Here is a 17,792-nt window from a genome sequence, read left to right as displayed (position 1 = left end):
ATAAGCTGTTACGCATTTAAATCACTTATTAACGAGTAGGGTGCGTCAGACGTTAAAGCCTATGTAGAAAGGAAAATATCTAAATCTGACGCACCCTACAATATGACTTTTAAATGCGTAACAGTTTAAACACAAATAAACCCAGATGAACTTTTGCAAGATTTATCAACATTAATGATGAATTTCCAAGTTTAAAACATAGCGACCTAATTGCACTTTTTCTGACCATAAATCGTATTCTAGGCGCAAATGTTCTGGTAAAGGATATCCGGTTAAAACTAAACTGCGGGTGAAGTTACGTAAGCGCAGTTGCCAATTAGTTTGTAATGAATCATTGTTTAACCAATAGCGACTTAGACCATAAACCCCTCGTTCCCAAAAATGGCGGTAGCTTAATTTGCCATTTCCCTGCATAGTCATGATTACGCGATGGGGAGAAATTTCTAACCACAAAAGACGGGGATGAGAATTTATTGGGTCAGAAGCGATCGCTGGCGCATCTGAGCTTTCTGGTATCCCCAATCCGGGTTCTGTGAGAAGCAAATGAAAGCGCAGACGGTCTTTTTGATACAGCGTCGCAGAAGTTTCAACCACCGACCAAATTGGCAGATCGGTGGAAACTAAGGATAGACACACAGGTTTGCGATGATGCGTCAGCATAAATTTCAGGAAAAAGAGAATATCTAAGTGGAAAATGTCCCAGTTGGACAAAGAAAAGGGTAGGATCTAACATCACAGTCCACCACCAGTCTATCCCAATGTCAGTTCCCTTCGTCAGGTCAAAAGTTGTAGAAAATCAGCAATCTTTGGTAATTGAAAAACCTTTCTCTGGGTTGTCGCTAAATGGCAAAATCCAAATACCGGGAGATAAATCGATTTCTCACCGAGCGTTAATGTTAGGTGCTCTTGCTCAAGGGGAAACCCAAATTCAAGGATTACTCTTAGGAGAAGATCCGCGGAGTACTGCTGAGTGTTTTCGCGCTTTGGGTGCAGAAATTTCCCCGTTAAATACTGAGTTAGTGACAGTGCAAGGTATTGGTTTGGGTAATTTGCTCGAACCTTTAGATGTTCTAAATGCAGGTAATTCTGGCACAACTTTGCGGTTAATGTTAGGAATTTTAGCTTCTCATTCGGGGAGCTTTTTTACAGTGACGGGGGATAGTTCTTTGCGATCGCGTCCGATGTCCCGTGTCGTAAAACCCTTACAAGAAATGGGGGCAAAAATTTGGGGACGCAAAGATAATTCTTTAGCACCTTTAGCAGTTAAAGGTCAACAATTAACAGGAATTATTTATCATTCTCCCATTGCTTCGGCACAAGTAAAATCTTGCATTCTGTTAGCTGGTTTAATGGCGGAGGGAGAAACTACTGTGATTGAACCTGCACTTTCACGCGATCATAGTGAAAGAATGTTGCAAGCTTTTGGAGCAAAATTAACTGTAGATCCAGAACAAAATAGTGTCACTGTTTTTGGTGGCGCGAAACTGCAAGGACAAACCGTAATTGTACCAGGAGATATTAGTTCTGCTGCTTTTTGGTTAGTGGCGGGTGCGATCGTCCCTGGTTCAGAATTATTAGTCGAAAATGTCGGCGTTAACCCCACTCGCACCGGAATTTTGGAAATTTTAGAAATGATGGGTGCGGACATTCAACCGGAAAATCAAAGAATAGTTGCCGGGGAACCAGTTGCAGATTTACGAGTGAAATATAGCAAATTAAAAAGTTGTGAAATTGCGGGAAATATTATTCCCAGATTAATTGATGAAATTCCGATTTTAGCGGTAGCTGCGGTATTTGCCGAAGGAACAACTATAATTCGTAATGCCGAAGAGTTGCGGGTTAAGGAGAGCGATCGACTAGCAGTTATGGCATCTCAACTAAACAAAATGGGAGCAAAAGTTACTGAACTACCCGACGGTTTAGAAATTACTGGCGGAACTCCTTTAACTGGTGTTGAACTTGATAGTTACACCGATCACCGAATTGCCATGAGTTTAGCAATTGCTGCTTTAAATGCTCAAGGTATTACTACCATTAACCGCGCCGAAGCAGCTGCCATTTCCTACCCGAATTTTACCTCCACCTTACAAGAAGTTTGCCAAAGTAATTAGCCTTGTTCGTAGTAGGCGCTTTAGCACTGAAGTGCTTACTACAAACAGAAATGTAAATAATTGACACAAAAAGCTGAGTATTGATTATCCTAGAATTTGAACTTGCAGCAAACACTTTTAAAGTTCAATGCTATGAAAAAATTACCTTGGTTGGGTCTGCGTCTGAGTCAGCTATTTTTTGGTTTAATGCTGAGTTGGGGAGTAGTAGCACCAGCTACCGCAGTAGAAAGATTAACTTTGCAGTTAGGACCTTTTCAACAATCTATTAGTGTATCAGATTTAGAAAGTTTTGCCAAAACAGGGGAATTACCAAAAAATCTGAAAGCGTTGTCTGTAATTTTCACTCCGAGAGTGCAAGAATTACTTTCGCAACGGTTGCAACTCGATCCACAAATGACGGATAAAGTGTTACAGGAGTGGTTGCGATCGCCAATGTCAGCACAACTACTCAAAACTTTAGAACGAGCTTTTCCTGATACGAAAATTGAAAGTTTACAATTAGCAATTTCCTTAGCTGCTAGACAAGCAAATGGGTTAAGTTTAATAGGAGTATTACGGGCAATTCCCGGTGAAAATGTCACAATAGAAGCTACTTCTTTACTTGGTCTTGCTTTACAATTTAACCCTTCTTATTGGCAAAGTGAAGCTCTTGGCCCATTATTAAAGACAGAATTAAATGTTTCTACTCCCAGATATAATCCTAATTTAAACCCAGCAGAATTAGGTAGAGAACGAGTAGAAGAACAAACTTTATACTTGAAAGATTCCCAGAGAAATCGGTTTATTCCGGTAGATTTATATTATGCCAGAAATACCCAAGGGCCATTAGTAGTAATGTCTCATGGATTTGGTGCCGATCGCAGATTTTTAAACTATTTAGCTCGTCATCTCGCTTCACAGGGAATTACTGTAGCAGCATTAGAACATACTGGGAGTAATGCTACTAGGGTTTCTCAAGCATCCATTAGTGATAAACCACAGGATTTAATGCCTGGATCGGAGTTTGTCGATCGACCAAAAGATGTCAGCTTTTTATTAGATGAATTAGCGCAAAGAAATCAAAAGTTTGGCGAATTGCAAGGTAAATTTAACACTCAAAAAGTTGTGGTAATTGGTCATTCTTTAGGTGGTTATACTGCTTTAGCTTTAGCGGGAGCCGAATTAAATTTACCAGCATTACGTCAAACCTGTAAATCAGTTGTTCCTCTGTTACATTCTCCCGCTGAATGGTTACAATGTGCGGCTACTGATTTGTCAAAAGCTCCAAAATTAGGAGATTCGCGCCTAGTTGGTGCGATTATTCTTAATCCAGTTGTCGGTCAACTTTTTGGCGAAACAGGATTAAGAAAAATTAAAATTCCCACTTTAACTTTAGCTAGTACAGAAGACGCTTTTACCCCAGCAATTACGCATCAATTAGAACCTTTTAAACAATTGGGTGGTAATAAGTATTTGATTACAGCAGTAGGCGCAACCCATTTAAGCGTAGGAAATCCCGAAAATTTAGCTCAACAAATTACTTTGCTGAAAGAACGTACCGGAGAAGAAGTTGAACCTTTACGGCAATTAGTTCGAGGTGTGAGTCTAGCTTTCATCAAACAATTTACCCCAGAAGCTGCTACTTACCAGCCTTTTTTAAGCTCAGTCTATGCTCAATCTCTTTCTACTCCTAAGTTAGCATTACGACTAAATAGAGAGTTACCATCAAGTATTTCTCAATGGTTAAAGTTTGCTGCTAAATCCCGAAAAAATTAACATCAAGGTTAGAATAATAGAGTGAAGGGAGGGGAATTTTAGTTAAACTCAAACCCAACTATTATGGAAGCGATCGTATCTGCGTTTTTTTTGGTGATTATTGGCGCTAGTATCGGTTCACTCAGTTCGGGAAAGGTGATTAGTCAAGGTTCGGAAGCATTAGTAGAACGTCTGGGAAAATATCGAACAACTTTGAAACCTGGTTTAAATTTTATTGTGCCGTTTTTGGATACAATTGTTTGGGAAGAAACGACTAGGGAACAGGTTTTAGATATTGAACCGCAAGACGCTATTACTAGTGATAATGTGTCATTGAAAGCTGACGCTGTAGTGTATTGGCAAATTTTGAATATGCAGAGAGCTTATTATGCGATCGATGATGTAGAAAAAGCAATTGAAACTTTGGTTTTAACTACTTTGCGATCGGAAATAGGTCAAATGAAGTTAGAAGAAACCTATTCTAGCAGAAAAGAAATCAACCAAAAACTATTACATCAACTCGATGAAGCAACAGAAACTTGGGGTGTAAAAGTAACGAGAGTTGAAGTTAAAGATATTAAACCAGCACCCAAAGTTTTACAATCAATGGAAGAACAAAGAGCCGCAGAAATTAGAAAAAGAGCAGCTATCTTAGATGCTGAAGGTACTGCTGAATACATGGAAAAAATTTCTCAAGCCTTACAAAAACAAACTCATGGACAAGAAGTTTTGCAGTTTTTCTTAGCTCAAAAATATGTAGATGCTAACACTAAATTGGGTGAAAGTAAGAATTCTAAAATCTTATTCATGAATCCAGCAGTGTTAAATGAAGCATTAGCAGAATTGCTGAAAAGTGAAAAAAATCCAGGGAAAATTCAGGAAATTGATGATGATTTACTGTAATTTAAACTCGCCAAATTGCATCAGCAACTAGGGAAACATCGCGCATTTCTTTAACATCATGAACTCGGAGAATATCGGCAGAATTGGCGATCGCAGCACAACAAGCCGCACCCGTTCCCCAAACTCTCTGTTTCGCATCAGGTTGATTTAAAATCTGTCCAATAAAACTTTTGCGGGATACCCCTACTAAAATTGGACAATTTAAAGTTTTAAATTCCGATAATCTGCGTAAAATTTCCAAGTTTTGCTGATAATTTTTCGCAAAGCCAATCCCAGGATCGATGATAATTTTATCAGGGTTAATTCCAGCAGCGACAGCAGCATCAATTTGCTTTTTAAGAAACTGGAAAATCTCACCAATTAAATCTTGATAATCTGTAAGTTTTTGCATAGTTTGCGGTGTTCCCCGGATGTGCATTAACACAATTGGTACACCTAATTCAGCCACAATTGGCAACATTTCCGAGTCAAAAGTAGCCCCAGAAATATCATTAACAATATCTGCACCAGCGAGAATAGCTGCTTTAGCAACTTCTGATTTTGTCGTATCTACAGAAATTGGAATATTTAACTCTTTACGAATCGCTTTAATCACAGGTAAAACGCGATTTAGTTCCTCTGACAAAGAGACTTCTTCCGAATTTGGACGAGTTGATTCGCCGCCAATATCGAGAATATCTGCACCAGATTCTACTAAATATTTTGCCTGAGAAAGAGCCGCTGCTAAATTACTAAATTCTCCGCCATCACTAAAACTATCTGGAGTTACATTCAAAACACCCATTAAATAGGTGCGTTTTTTCCAGGTGAAAGAGCGATCGCGAATAATTAACTCATCATTAGTCATTGGTAATTGGTGATTGCTAATTAGTCATTGGTCATTATTTCTTAATAACAAATGACCAATGACAACGAGGGTTACTGATAATTTACAATTCGGGCAAAACTGTCAGGTTCGAGGCTAGCACCTCCTACCAGTGCGCCATCAATTTCTGGTTGAGCCATAATTTCATCGATATTATTAGCCTTCACAGAACCGCCGTACTGAATGGGAACATTAGCATTAGTTAATTGAGAGCGAATTAACCCAATCACTCGGTTAGCTTCGATCGATTCACAAGTATCACCAGTACCGATCGCCCAAATCGGTTCATAAGCGATAATCAAATTATTTTGATCGACATCAACTAAACCTTTTGCTAACTGACTAATAATCAAAGATTCAGTTTCAAGAGCATCTCTTTGTTGCTTACTTTCGCCAACACAAAGAATCGGAGTTAGTCCATAAAGTTGCGCTGCTTTCAGTCGCAAATTCACAGTTTCATCAGTTTCATTGAAATACTGACGGCGTTCGCTGTGACCGATAATCACATATCGTACCCCAATCTCCGTGAGCATAGGGCCAGAAATTTCGCCAGTATAAGCGCCTTGTTCTTCCCAGTGAACATTTTGGGCACCCAGTTGCACGCGACTACCATGCAAACTCTTGGATAAAATACCCAAGTCAGTAAAAGGAACACACAGAACAATTTCCCGATCGTCCGGGGTTTCTTCTAAGCTGTGTAAGAACTTCTGCAAAAACTCCGACGCTTCCGCCTGAGTTTTGTACATTTTCCAGTTGCCAGCGATAACTTTTTTTCGCACAGTTACTTTGTAGGGAGAAACACTATAAGGGTAAACTCCAGTTTAAGGCTTCTGGGTCAATTTTGCTAACTAGTTGGGTAGTGGGTAGTTGGTAGTGAGGAGTGAATTGATTTTCCAGCTGCGATTATTGCTGATTTGGATCAGATTCTAGTTGTTCACCTGGGAAAAACTCAGCATTTAATATTTCTTCTAAACTGTAAGGACATTCTTGGGGAAAAATTTCCTCTTTTAAAGATGTTTCTCGTAAAGCTAAATCTAAAGCATCGGGATAAATTTCTGCTAAAGCTTTAGGTAAGTAAGATTGTAAACTAGGATTTCTTTGGATAAGTCTAATAATTTTGCGTCTTTGTTCCCGAATAGTGAAAAACCAGCTTTTAGAACGTTTATTAGCTTGAAATTCCCACTTTAATAAATGCCCGATTAAAACTTCCAAACGACTGTCTAACTGACTTTGTTCCTGTCTGCCCAAAGACTCAATCTCCTCAGCCAAATTAGGAATATCTAAATTACTCCAATCCTCATTTCGCAAAAACCTTGCTTGTTCCACAGTCCAAGCATAAAAATCCCTTTCGTACAATTCGCCAGTTTTATATTCAACTTCTGATAAATTTTGATTCATAATAAAAAGCCTATTTAATATTATCTCTTCTCCCCTGCCCCCCTGCCCCTCTGCCCCAAATGGGGGTAAATGTTGCGGATATTTTAGATGATGATATCCGCAAATTGCGAAGCGATCGCCAAATCTAGCAACCGCCTTTCTATCTTACATTGACCAGTTAACGATTCGCTGCCGATCGAGCCGCAGCCGCTTCATCTGGGTGAATGCCCAAGCGAGTTAAATTGATCCGACCTTTATTATCAATTTCCCGCACTTTGACAATCACTTCATCGCCAACTCCCACTTCATCTTCTACCTTACCAACTCGGTAATCTGCCAATTGGGAAATGTGAATCATGCCTTCTTTTCCGGGCAAAAATTCCACAAAAGCACCAATGGGAATAATTCTTGTCACCCGACCAACGTAAACATCACCTTCATTTAACTTGCGAGTTAAACCTTGAACAATTCCCTTAGCACGTTCCGCTTTTTCCACATCAATTGCCGAAATTGTCACTGTACCATCATCATCAATATCGATTTTGGCACCAGTTTCTTCGGTAATTCCCTTGATAGTTTTACCACCAGGCCCAATGACTAAACCAATCAATTCTGGTTCAATCTTGATCATTAGTAAACGCGGCGCAAAAGGTGACATTTCGCTGCGTGGTTCATCAATGACAGCCAGCATTTTTTCTAGAATATGTAATCTGGCTGGACGTGCTTGGTGAACAGCTTTAGCAATGGTTTCTATCGGCAAACCATTGATTTTCATATCCATTTGCAGAGCGGTAATTCCTGTATCTGTCCCTGCTACTTTGAAGTCCATATCACCTAAGAAATCTTCAATTCCTTGAATATCTGTTAAGATGCGGACTTCTTCGCCTTCTTTAATTAATCCCATTGCGGCACCGCTAACTGGTTTAATCAGCGGAACTCCAGCATCCATTAAAGCTAAAGTAGAACCACAAACGGAACCCATTGAAGTTGAACCATTAGAAGAAAGTACTTCCGAAACTACGCGAATCACATAAGGAAATTGGTCTTTTGGTGGTAAAACTGGGACAATTGCCCGTTCTGCTAAAGCACCGTGACCAATTTCTCTTCTGCCAGGGGCACGCATTGGTTTAGTTTCGCCAACGGAGAAGGGAGGGAAATTGTAATGATGCAGGTAGCGTTTTTCGTCTTCTGGGTGCAAGTCGTCGGCGAGTTCTTGCGCGTCTCCGGGTGTTCCCAAGGTGGCAATAGACATGACTTGGGTGAGTCCGCGATTAAATAAACCGCTACCATGAACTCGGCGCGGTAGGACTCCGACGCGACAAGAAACTGGTCGAACTTCATCAAGTTTCCGACCATCGACACGCACGCCTTCTTCGACAATCTGACGGCGCATGAGTTTCTTGGTAGTATCTTTGAAGATGTTGCCCAATGCTTTAGAATTCTCGGCAGTTGCGACTCGGATGGGGTCTTCTTCTGGCAGTTCGGCTATTGTGGCTTCAATGCCAGCTTTAATTTCGTCTAATGCCTCATCCCGTTGGTTTTTGTCGTACTCAAACCGCTTGAGGATTTCTTTGATTGGGTCGGTGGCGCGATCGCGGATATACTTTTCCAAGTCACTATCTGTAACTGGTTTTTCTTCCTGAACTACCTCAATTTCCAGTTCTTTGAGCAGGTCTCTTTGTGCCGCAATTAAATCGAGTACTGCTTCGTAACCGAAATCGATCGCTTCAATGATATCAGCTTCCGGCAATTGGTTTGCCCCAGCTTCCACCATAATCACGCCTTCTGGGGAACCCGCAACCACTAAATCTAAATCCCCAGCTTCAATTTCCGCGTAGGTAGGATTGATGATAAAATCATCTCCCACCAGACCAACTCTGACTGCTGCCATTGGCCCATTAAACGGGATTTTTGCTAACATCACCGCAATGGAAGCGCCAGTCACCGCTAAAACATCAGGCGGGACTTGCTCATCCATTGACAGGGTAGTAGCAACAATTTGAATGTCATCTCGTAACCAGCTGGGGAACAAGGGACGCAGCGGACGGTCTATCAACCGACCTGTCAAAGTTACTTTTTCTGGAGGACGACCTTCCCTCCGCAAAAACCCACCAGGAATTCTTCCAGCTGCATAAAGTCTTTCTTCGTAGTCCACCAACAAGGGGAGAAAATCGATACCTTCTCTACTTGCCGCCCGCGTCGCAGTCACTAATACACAAGTATCACCAGATTGAATAAGAACGGAACCACCAGCCTGTGGAGCAAGGAGGCCAACCTTTAATCTAATATCCCTCCCGTCAAAGGATATCGATTTGTCTAACTCTACCATTCGATCCTTCACTATCACAATTCTTTATCTGTCGCAATCGTAGCACTGTTACAGTCTCTCAGGGGAAAGTTGGGGAGATGGGGAGGTGGGGAGGTGGGGAGATTTTTAGCGGATTTTGGGGAATCGATCGTTATAATCTAGGAAAATACTGAGAGGAGGATTGCTAAAAGTTTTTGTAATTTACGCAATAATTCTGATGTACTTACGTCTCGACTAAAGCAGAATAATAGATATCTGAAGTTAATATCTTTAAAGACTATACAGAAACGTAACCCTCCTGAAGAACTCTGAAGGAGGGTTTATATTTTTTTAATTATTCAGCAGTTTTCCTGAAGGCGAAACTTGACCGCCGCAATTAATATCCTGAAATTAGCATTAAGTACGGTAGGGCATACCGGATCTAAAGCTTGGGGAGATTTGCCCTCTAGTCTGGTTGGAGCAATCCTGCTAGGTTATGGTGAGTCTGTGAACCAAGAATCCTCGCACTTATAGGGCGAGGAGTGTCAAGATAGAACGATACAACATTAAGGCATTTACTTTGCCTGTTGTATATATTTACAACTGGGACGATTACTCTGGCTTTAAGAGGGATTGCACTTTTTTTACAGGAAGATTAAAATTATTTAACTTTTGTCCTCCGTAACAGTACAGAGAAGTTCAGTGTACCTAATAAAGTTTGTTTTATTATCATGAAGTTCTCGGAAATAGACCTAGTTTTTGCTGAATAGAGACAAAGGGCCGTTAGAAAGATATGTTTTCCTGGCTTCTAATGACCCTAAAGATAGTGATATGGAGATTAAATTTTTGGTTGTGGTTACGAGTGAAGAAATTAAATTAACTATTCACTTCAGCCATTTCAATTGTGCGGTCTTGCCAATCTTTTACTAAGAAGTTTAATGGTTTTTCTGTACGGAGTTTAAAGCGCAATCCTCGAACTTGAATTCGCATTAAGACTTGTTCTAAACATTCGCGATCGAAACAAACATGACGTTGACGATTTTTCAAGCCTAAACTAGCACCAGAAATGATGTGCAATTGAGTATTTTTTTTCAGTTGATACCACAATCCATCGGATTCATGTAATCCTTTGTTAGCAGTAAGACTGGGACTTGCTGACATATAAAGCGGGTCCATTCCAGCAGCGCCAATGGTTTGCTCGTAGTTGTAATAATAATGTAAAGGTACGTCAGCTGCGGGCAAATCTAATACGCCTTCATAAAATTGACGGGCAATTTCCAGATCTGACACCATTATTGTGTGTACTTTGGGGGCGCTGGTGAGGAACATCCACATCGCGCCTGCGTAAGCTACCAGCAGCATTACCATGATTCCTTGAGTGGAAAACAAGGCATCGAAAGGTAAGGAAAGTAAAAAAGTGCTATCAGTAATGGATGAAACCATAGAATTAATTAGGTTGACTGCTAGAACCATGAATTTCCCAAGGGTGTAATGATAAGTAATTCTAGTCTATCAAGCTGGGAAGAGTGCGATCGGGTTTGGGGAGATGGGGAGGTTGATTAACGTAAAACTATGTAAAGGCGGGTTTTGTTGTTAAATTTTCTGCTAGGATTACAAACTTTTCTAATAAACCCGCCCCTACATTCTCAAAATTTGCGCTTCAGCAGTATATTATTTGGTAAAATCTGATGATTTGATTGATTAGTCAAAGGGTAAAGTTGTGCAAATTCCTTATTTTAGTGAAACCGATCATCCACAGGTGAAGTCTTTGTCGCATTATAGCGATGGGGAACTTTTGACTTTGTTTCAACGCTATCCCGAACAAGGAAAATATTTTACGGCTATTTTTTGTCGATATAGTCCGATCGTCTATACTTTAATTGCCCACTCTGGACGTTCTCCGGTACAAGTTGATTATTTGTTTGCTCTGACTTGGCGACATATCTATTATGCAATCATGGAATTAGATTTGCGGGGTTCAACTGCGCCAGGAATGGAAAATTTTAATTTGCAAAATTGGTTAATTAATATTACGGCGCTTTGTATTAACCAAGCTGATGTTCCACCTGTAGAGTCAATTCATTATTCTTTAGAAGCTGCTTCTCCACCTTTGTGGTGTTATACCCATCAAGCGTTAGATTTTTTACCGCCTTTGCAACGGTTAATTGTGTTAATGTCACAAACTTTCCATTGGAGTGAGGCGCGAATTTCTGCTTATTTGCAAACGGAAGGAGAAACAGTTTCACCGCATCAGGTAAGATCTTTGTTGGTATCTGGTCTGCAAGAATTACAAAAATCTTTACCTGCTGATATTCGGGAAATTTATTTAGGTGAAGATGGGGCGGTAGAAAAGCAGGAATCTTTATTATGAAAGGTACTGATGAATGGCGAGTTGGTAAGAGAAATGGGGTAAACGTTTTACCTCGTTCTCTGATTTCGGCATCTAAAAAATTAGCAGTAGTTCATAAGGTACGGGCGGGAGTTAAGGGTAAGAAAATTTTTTTTCTCTGTTTAATTTTGCCTGTTTACTTTCTGCTTTTAGGTGCGGCTGATTTAAATGAACAATTGGATATTCGGATTAATAATGGAACGCAAGGAGAGAGTCGGGACGAGGCCGATCGCTTAGTGCGTTTAGGAGGTCAAGCACAACAAAAAGGTTTATTAGCTAAGGCAATTCCCTATTGGTTAAAAGCCCTAAATATTTATGCAGAAATTGGTGATTTAGAAGCAATAGGTCGAACTTATGATTATTTAGGTTTGGCTTATGCGGATTTGGGTTTATTTCGACAAGCGGAAGATGCACTGCGAAAAAGATTAGGGGTAGCTAAGGCAAATAATGATTTACAAGGTCAAATTGTGGGCTTGAATAATGTTGGTTCACTTTTGCTGAAAAGACGCAATATTTCAGGAGCAAAAACAAGTTTTAATCGAGCACTTTCTCTGGCTCGTGCTACTAATAGTCCGACGGGTATTGGGTTATCTTTAAATAATTTAGGTTTAGCGGCAGCGAGTCAAGGAGATTATAATCAAGCGATTAAAAGATATGAAGAAGCTTTGATTTATCGGAGTCGTGCTAGTGACCCGGTGGGAGAGGCAAATACTTATAATAATTTGGGTGATGCTTACCGGGCTACTGATAATTTTTGGGATACAATTAGGGCTTATGGTGCGGCTTTGCGGGTGGCGCGTTTTGCGATCGATCGTCCAAATCAATTCCGTGCTATTGATGGCTTAGTTGATACCTACAATTGTGCCAAAAATTACACTAGAACTTTAGATTTGTTGGAGGAACGGTTAAAAATTGCTCGTGCTTCCGAAAATCCTTACCAAGAGTTGAAATCATTAAGATTATTAAGTCAATTTTACCGACAACAAGGTAAGAATATGGAAGCACTAATGGTACAACAACAGGCAATTTGCTTGGCTCAAGAATTGAGTGAAACTCAATTAGTTGCCGAATTGTTAGGAGAATTAATTGAAATTCCCGTCAATGATTAATTTAAGAAAACTGCACCTGAAGGTTGTATTCTTAGGGCAGATTTGTCCAAACTAAAACTGCTGGTGGGTTCAAATCTCACTTCTAAAACTCCTGGAGAAACCGGACGAGGATTAACAGCTAAAAAGCCTCCATCTGGACGGTAAAAAGTGAGAGTTGTCGGTGTATCTACTGAGCGTAAATTAATATCATTGTTACCCTGTAAATAACGAGGTTGAGTTTCACCAATTACTTGATAAGCAATATCGGCACCAGAGTTATTAACTAGCCTCAAATTCACTAATCCATTAACAGTTCTAACGCTAGTAGTTGCAGCTTGTCTTTGTTCTGGTGTGGGAGGAATGATGGTACGATTACGGTATTGTCCATACCTGTAATTTTGCGAAATCATCGTGTTATTACTATTTCCCCGGTTAAATCCACGGCGATTTCTTCGCATTATTTGATTGGCGCAAATGCGTTCCATTTCGGCTTCTGAGGGAGTAGCAAAACGACCATCACGAACTACAGGTGGTTCACTGACTCTACCGGAAGGTAAAGTTTGGGTAATTGAAGCTGGTTGATCTGTATTTTGTCCGGGAAAATCTTGTTCTTCGCGCATGGTACTATTCATGTATTGAGCGCAAAGGCGACTGCGTTCTGCTGGAGATAATCCTTCCATTTGAGGTATTTCATTTCCTGGCATTTGATTCATATTTCCCGGCATTCTAGGATTCATTTGAGCAACTGCTGGAACCGCAAAAATCAAGCTGCTAAAAATAGCTCCTACTAATCCAATTTGTTTTGTAATTTGTTGATTTGGTAAATTCATTTTATCCTCCAATTTTTTATTAAAAAAGTGATGAGTAATGGAAAAAGGATTGAAGAAAAGGTTAAGGAATCAAACATTTTCCTATCCTTAATCCCCAATCCCTAATCCCTTTTTAGGCTTCTTCCCACAGTTGGCGAACTTTTCCAGGTAGCCAACTAGCTATTTCGTCAATTCTTTCTTTGGAAAGTTCATCTTTGGTTGCTGAAAATACTGCTTTTACTACTTGTTCCCGATCGACATTCGGCGGCATTCCACCTTCATTAGCGACGCGGAATAAAAAGCGATCGTCGTCAATTTTAAAGATTCCTGGACCTTGCCAAGGTGGACGAACCCGACTTAAAAATCCGACAATTGGATTGGTATCTTTCCACAGATCGGTAATTTCCATTTGCAATGCTTTATCATCTGTTGGCATTGCTTTTTCATGGAGTTCTGCGGCGACGCGATCGGCTGCTTCTGTTGTCATTAAATCGCGCATTACTCGATAGACAACTTCTGTTAAATCTCTGGCATCATAGGGTTCCGATAAGCCAGCTTTTAGCATAACTTTATGCAAGAAAGGCATATCTTTGTCAGCAATTGGTACTGCTGGCCCTTTCTTTAAAGATTCAGGAAGATTTGCCTCCATGTCTGCTAAAGCTTGGCGACCTTTGTCGGTTAATTCTGCTTTTTTAAAAGTAATTAAATGAGGCAAAGGCCCATCGGAAGCACCATAAGTATTGGCAATTCTGACATCAACTTCTTTCGGGTTAATTGCATCAGGAACATCTTCCTGATTACCGTAAGCATTGCCGCTAAATTCAGCGTTGATATATTGCTTTTGGTTTAAATAATCTAAGTGTCCTAGAAATTCTGCGGGAGTAATTTCTCGACCAGCAAAATCTGTTTGGCTGAAGTTAACTGTGTGCATACCTTTGCTGCTATCAGTTTCGCTGATTTTCTTCAGCATTATGTATGCAACATCCTCTCTTATTCCAATTGTCATATTGCTATTATTAGTCTCCAAATCACACGACTATATGTTTGAAGCCTAATATAGGAACTGTATCCTTTACCTCTGTCACAGGAAACATTCCTTTGTTAATTTTTTGGTTTGATTATATTTTTGAAGTTTTGGATTAATCCCTAACTTAAGATAGATGAAACGATCAGATAAATTCAGCATGGATTACCAATATTTAATCAAGAATTAAAGGTTTCTAAACGTTGTTGAGGTAAGGTGACAGTAATAGTTGTTCCTTGATTAATAATACTATCAATGCGAATGCTGCCATCGTGATTTTGAGCAATTGCAGCTGCGATCGCTAACCCTAAACCCGAACCTGTAACCGTTCCTCGACTGCGTGCAGGATCGACGCGATAAAAGCGATCGAATAGATGAGGTAAAGCATCTTCAGGAATACCTATTCCGGTATCAATAATTTTTACTTGTAACTGAGGAAAACTACCCCGACGAAAAATTCGCTGTAATTCTATATTTACTGTACCTTTAGTTGGCGTATATTGCAGCGCATTACCAATCAAGTTTGTAAATAATCTTGCTAATTGATCCCAGTCTCCTAAAAGGCTAAAGAAGTCTTCTTCTGCTTCTTCTAAATACTTTTTCCCCATTCCCGATCCACCAATCTCTGTTTTTAAATCTAAGGAAAGTTCAATATTTTTTTCCTGTGCTACTAACTGTTGTTCTTCCACTACTTCCATAAGCAAAGCGTCTAATGGACAAGTAGCAAATCGAGGTTGGACAATTCCACTATCTTGCCTTGCTAAAAATAGTAAATCATCTACCAAATGTCCTAACCTTTTGGTTAATCTTTCAATTACTTTTAACTGTTGCTGATGGGTTCCTAACTCTAATTCTGGATCGGCTAACGCTACTTGGACGTTAGTTTGAATCATGGCGATCGGACTTCGCAATTCATGAGAAGCATCGGAGGTAAATTGCTTTAAACTTTGGTAAGATTCCCTCACTGGTTCCATTGCTAAACCGGAAAGAAACCAACCAATTGCTGCAACACAAATCACCATAAAACTTGTGCCTAAACTCAAGTCTAGGATTAACTGACGACTAGGTTTAGTAACTTCAAACCAAGGATGACTAACGCGCAAATATCCGATGACTTGTCTACCAATTTCTACTCTTTCTGTGATTTGGCGCAAAAGTATAATATTAGGAGTATTGGTATCAGTTTTTTTCTCAATTCTGACTGTTTCTCCGGTACGGTTAGCATGAATGGGAATATTCAAAGGTTCGGAAAAAGTTGACCAAAGTAATTCGCCATTAGGACTAAACCATTCTAAGTCAATGCGATCGTCGTCTACAGTATCAGCGTTATCTCGAAAACTCGCTTCTAAGTTAATACGAAATTTCTTTTCTGTGGTGTTTGATTCGATGACTAGCGATCGCTCTACCACTTCCACAACATGATTTAATGTATCATCAACTCTTTCAATTAATGTGCTGCGAACGTAAAGATAAACCCCAGTGGCAAATAATAGTAATAACACAGCAGTAACAGCAGCGTACCAAATAGCTAAACGGCGGCGAGTTGTTTGAAACATAATAATAATTTTGCTGAGTATTCTAATAATTTTCTAAATTTACATTAATATAGTGTAACAGGCTAATTTAGCCAATCGCAGAAATCCCCAAATTAAGAAAAAGGTGCGATCGCTATTGGTGAAAATCGGGTTATCAAGAAGAAATTATTCTTACTGGAGATGCAGCGATCGCACCCTTAGCTTTCCCCGATATTGAAATACTATTTTCTGAACTGTTTTTGCCTTAAATTTGTCTTTAAATAAGAATGTAAAATTTGCGATCGTTAAATCTATTTCACAGAGGGTTGTTATGAGCAAAACATTAGAGGTATATCTGAGTTTAGGTAGTCCTTTTTCCTACCTTGCTAGTACTCAACTTCCGAGATTAGTAGAAAGAACAAAATGTAACATTGTCTATCAAGTAATTGATATGTACAAAGTTTTTGAGTTATCTGGTAATCCTGGCCCTAATGATATCCCAGCTAAACGCAATTACGTAGTTAAAGATGTTTTTGATTGGTGTAAATATTACAACGTTCCCTTAAATGTACCATCTCGTCTTTTTATTAACAATGGTGCAGCAGCAGCGGCAGCTATTGCAGTAGAAAAGTCGGGAAAGTTACCTGAATTTATTGTTAGGGGTTTTCGCGCTTATATGGTTGAGGATTTAGATATTCAAGATCCGCAAGTGTTAGGAAAAATTGCTGCGGAAGTTGGCGCAGATGGAGATGCTGTTGCTGCTGCTGTTATCGATCCGGTGGTGCTTCAAGAAGTAGAAAATCGGAACAAAGCGGCGGTAGAAAGAGGGGTTTTTGGTGTACCTACCTTCTTTATTGGTGATGATATGTATTGGGGGAACGATCGCTTAGTTTTAGTAGAAAAAGCGTTACTAAGTTGAAATCAATTCAGGGAATAAGGAGTAAAATGTTGCCATAATCAGATTGATGAAATAATAATGTTGCTTATGGCAAATTCTGTATCAGTTGTAAATCATTCTGTTCCGAATAGCGAGAAAATAATTCGCTCAGTGCTTCTTCTCCCCCAATTTCCCCATTACTAACAAACTTTTCTACTTCTACCGAGCCATCATTCAAAAATTCAACTTCCCATCTTTCACCAGGTACAGCCACTGTCACCATAATTGCTTCATCTCGATGATGTGCTAAAGTGTAGCTGAGTTTTTCTTGTTCCAGTTTGTTTAAGAGTTTAAGTAATTTTTCAAAGATAGGGTTAGTCATTTATCAAATCTCCGATCGCTTAATAATTTACGCACAACCTTGAAACCAGGAAGATTTTCCTGTACACCCCTTTCAATTTCCTCCCAAATCATTTCGCTAAATTCTTCCCAACTGGGAGAACCTTCTGGTAGTTCGGCTTGTTTAATACTACCTTTTTTAGCTTTAAGAATGTCAGAAAACTTATGTGCGATTTTTTCCTCCTTCTTGACCAATGATTTGTCGCCACTCACGAGTTAACATAATATCTTATTCGCAAAAAATCATAACTGTTGTGTTAGCTGACAAAAGTTTTTGGGCATACTGAGCTAAGAGCATCAGTATCCTTTGGTTTGGAGTTGAAGAAGAGGAACAATATGCAAAATTAAAACTTAGCGATAAATTCCGTTCTAGGATTGTTCAGACTCTAGAATCATACGCCAAAATCTTACAAAA

The 17,792-nt window shown here is 39.6% G+C and carries 17 protein-coding genes and 1 pseudogene; 7 read left to right on the top strand and 11 right to left on the bottom strand.

The features are described 5' to 3' along the window. Positions 1-171 precede the first annotated feature (171 nt). On the bottom strand, positions 172-660 hold the full coding sequence (locus ACE1B6_RS19900) for a PPP2R3 domain-containing protein (protein WP_413258998.1): 489 nt from the start codon (positions 658-660) through the stop codon (positions 172-174). A 98-nt stretch (positions 661-758) separates the two neighbouring features. Between ACE1B6_RS19900 and aroA the strand changes: the two genes are divergently transcribed. From aroA to ACE1B6_RS19885, 3 genes are all read left to right on the top strand, one after another. Next, positions 759-2,111, top strand: coding sequence for a 3-phosphoshikimate 1-carboxyvinyltransferase (gene aroA, locus ACE1B6_RS19895; protein ID WP_413258997.1), 1,353 nt, complete (start codon positions 759-761; stop codon positions 2,109-2,111). 132 nt (positions 2,112-2,243) lie between these two features. Further along, the gene (locus ACE1B6_RS19890; RefSeq protein WP_413258996.1) at positions 2,244-3,866 is read left to right on the top strand and encodes an alpha/beta hydrolase; all 1,623 of its coding nucleotides are present in this window, start codon (positions 2,244-2,246) and stop codon (positions 3,864-3,866) included. Between the two features lie 63 nt (positions 3,867-3,929). After that, positions 3,930-4,748, top strand: a complete 819-nt coding sequence (locus ACE1B6_RS19885) for an SPFH domain-containing protein (RefSeq protein ID WP_413258995.1) — start codon at positions 3,930-3,932, stop codon at positions 4,746-4,748. 1 nt (position 4,749) lies between these two features. On the opposite strand, the gene folP is transcribed toward ACE1B6_RS19885, so the two are convergent. From folP to ACE1B6_RS19865, 4 genes are all read right to left on the bottom strand, one after another. Continuing rightward, the gene (gene folP / locus ACE1B6_RS19880) at positions 4,750-5,595 is read right to left on the bottom strand and encodes a dihydropteroate synthase (RefSeq protein ID WP_413258994.1); all 846 of its coding nucleotides are present in this window, start codon (positions 5,593-5,595) and stop codon (positions 4,750-4,752) included. A 71-nt stretch (positions 5,596-5,666) separates the two neighbouring features. After that, positions 5,667-6,392: a triose-phosphate isomerase gene (gene tpiA / locus ACE1B6_RS19875; protein ID WP_413258993.1), complete on the bottom strand. Its 726-nt coding sequence runs from the start codon at positions 6,390-6,392 to the stop codon at positions 5,667-5,669. 124 nt (positions 6,393-6,516) lie between these two features. Beyond that, complete coding sequence (locus tag ACE1B6_RS19870; protein WP_413258992.1) at positions 6,517-7,011, bottom strand: DUF29 domain-containing protein; 495 nt, start codon at positions 7,009-7,011, stop codon at positions 6,517-6,519. Positions 7,012-7,168: 157 nt separating this feature from the next. Beyond that, positions 7,169-9,319 (bottom strand): polyribonucleotide nucleotidyltransferase, encoded by a 2,151-nt coding sequence (locus ACE1B6_RS19865; RefSeq protein WP_413258991.1) that lies wholly within the window; start codon positions 9,317-9,319, stop codon positions 7,169-7,171. Between the two features lie 336 nt (positions 9,320-9,655). On the opposite strand from ACE1B6_RS19865, the pseudogene ACE1B6_RS30150 reads away from it, so the two are divergent. Then, positions 9,656-9,811: pseudogene (locus ACE1B6_RS30150) on the top strand (RNA-guided endonuclease InsQ/TnpB family protein); the annotation flags it as partial. Between the two features lie 342 nt (positions 9,812-10,153). Here the strand turns inward: ACE1B6_RS30150 and ACE1B6_RS19860 are convergent. Beyond that, a complete protein-coding gene (locus tag ACE1B6_RS19860; RefSeq protein ID WP_413258990.1) occupies positions 10,154-10,750 on the bottom strand; it encodes a glyoxalase-like domain protein in 597 nt (198 codons plus the stop codon). Positions 10,751-10,997: 247 nt separating this feature from the next. Here ACE1B6_RS19860 and ACE1B6_RS19855 point away from each other — a divergent pair, with 247 nt between their 5' ends. Beyond that, positions 10,998-11,648 carry an RNA polymerase sigma factor gene (locus ACE1B6_RS19855; protein WP_413258989.1) on the top strand — a complete coding sequence of 217 codons (651 nt, stop codon included), beginning with the start codon at positions 10,998-11,000 and terminating at the stop codon, positions 11,646-11,648. Further along, positions 11,645-12,775, top strand: coding sequence for a tetratricopeptide repeat protein (locus tag ACE1B6_RS19850; RefSeq protein WP_413258988.1), 1,131 nt, complete (start codon positions 11,645-11,647; stop codon positions 12,773-12,775). The genes ACE1B6_RS19855 and ACE1B6_RS19850 overlap by 4 nt, the downstream gene beginning before the upstream one ends. Here ACE1B6_RS19850 and ACE1B6_RS19845 read toward each other — a convergent pair. The 3 genes from ACE1B6_RS19845 to ACE1B6_RS19835 all read right to left on the bottom strand — a co-directional run bounded on the left by ACE1B6_RS19845 (position 12,772) and on the right by ACE1B6_RS19835 (position 16,143). Further along, positions 12,772-13,584, bottom strand: coding sequence for a hypothetical protein (locus ACE1B6_RS19845; protein ID WP_413258987.1), 813 nt, complete (start codon positions 13,582-13,584; stop codon positions 12,772-12,774). The genes ACE1B6_RS19850 and ACE1B6_RS19845 overlap by 4 nt on opposite strands. A gap of 112 nt (positions 13,585-13,696) precedes the next feature. Beyond that, positions 13,697-14,569 (bottom strand): DUF2267 domain-containing protein, encoded by an 873-nt coding sequence (locus tag ACE1B6_RS19840; protein WP_413258986.1) that lies wholly within the window; start codon positions 14,567-14,569, stop codon positions 13,697-13,699. Positions 14,570-14,766: 197 nt separating this feature from the next. Beyond that, positions 14,767-16,143, bottom strand: coding sequence for a sensor histidine kinase (locus ACE1B6_RS19835; RefSeq protein ID WP_413258985.1), 1,377 nt, complete (start codon positions 16,141-16,143; stop codon positions 14,767-14,769). 289 nt (positions 16,144-16,432) lie between these two features. Between ACE1B6_RS19835 and ACE1B6_RS19830 the strand changes: the two genes are divergently transcribed. Beyond that, a complete protein-coding gene (locus ACE1B6_RS19830) occupies positions 16,433-17,020 on the top strand; it encodes a 2-hydroxychromene-2-carboxylate isomerase (protein ID WP_413258984.1) in 588 nt (195 codons plus the stop codon). A gap of 64 nt (positions 17,021-17,084) precedes the next feature. Here ACE1B6_RS19830 and ACE1B6_RS19825 read toward each other — a convergent pair whose 3' ends face one another. Beyond that, positions 17,085-17,360, bottom strand: coding sequence for a hypothetical protein (locus ACE1B6_RS19825; protein ID WP_413258983.1), 276 nt, complete (start codon positions 17,358-17,360; stop codon positions 17,085-17,087). Continuing rightward, complete coding sequence (locus ACE1B6_RS19820) at positions 17,357-17,572, bottom strand: hypothetical protein (RefSeq protein ID WP_413258982.1); 216 nt, start codon at positions 17,570-17,572, stop codon at positions 17,357-17,359. Before ACE1B6_RS19820 ends, ACE1B6_RS19825 begins: the two co-directional genes overlap by 4 nt. Positions 17,573-17,792 lie beyond the last annotated feature (220 nt).

Origin of the sequence: Floridaenema fluviatile BLCC-F154, assembly GCF_041929135.1 — a bacterium.
GTDB classification, from domain to species: Bacteria; Cyanobacteriota; Cyanobacteriia; order Cyanobacteriales; family Aerosakkonemataceae; genus Floridanema; species Floridanema fluviatile.
The sequence above is the reverse complement of the archived record's forward strand: the minus strand, read 5'-3'. Positions and strand labels throughout refer to the sequence as shown.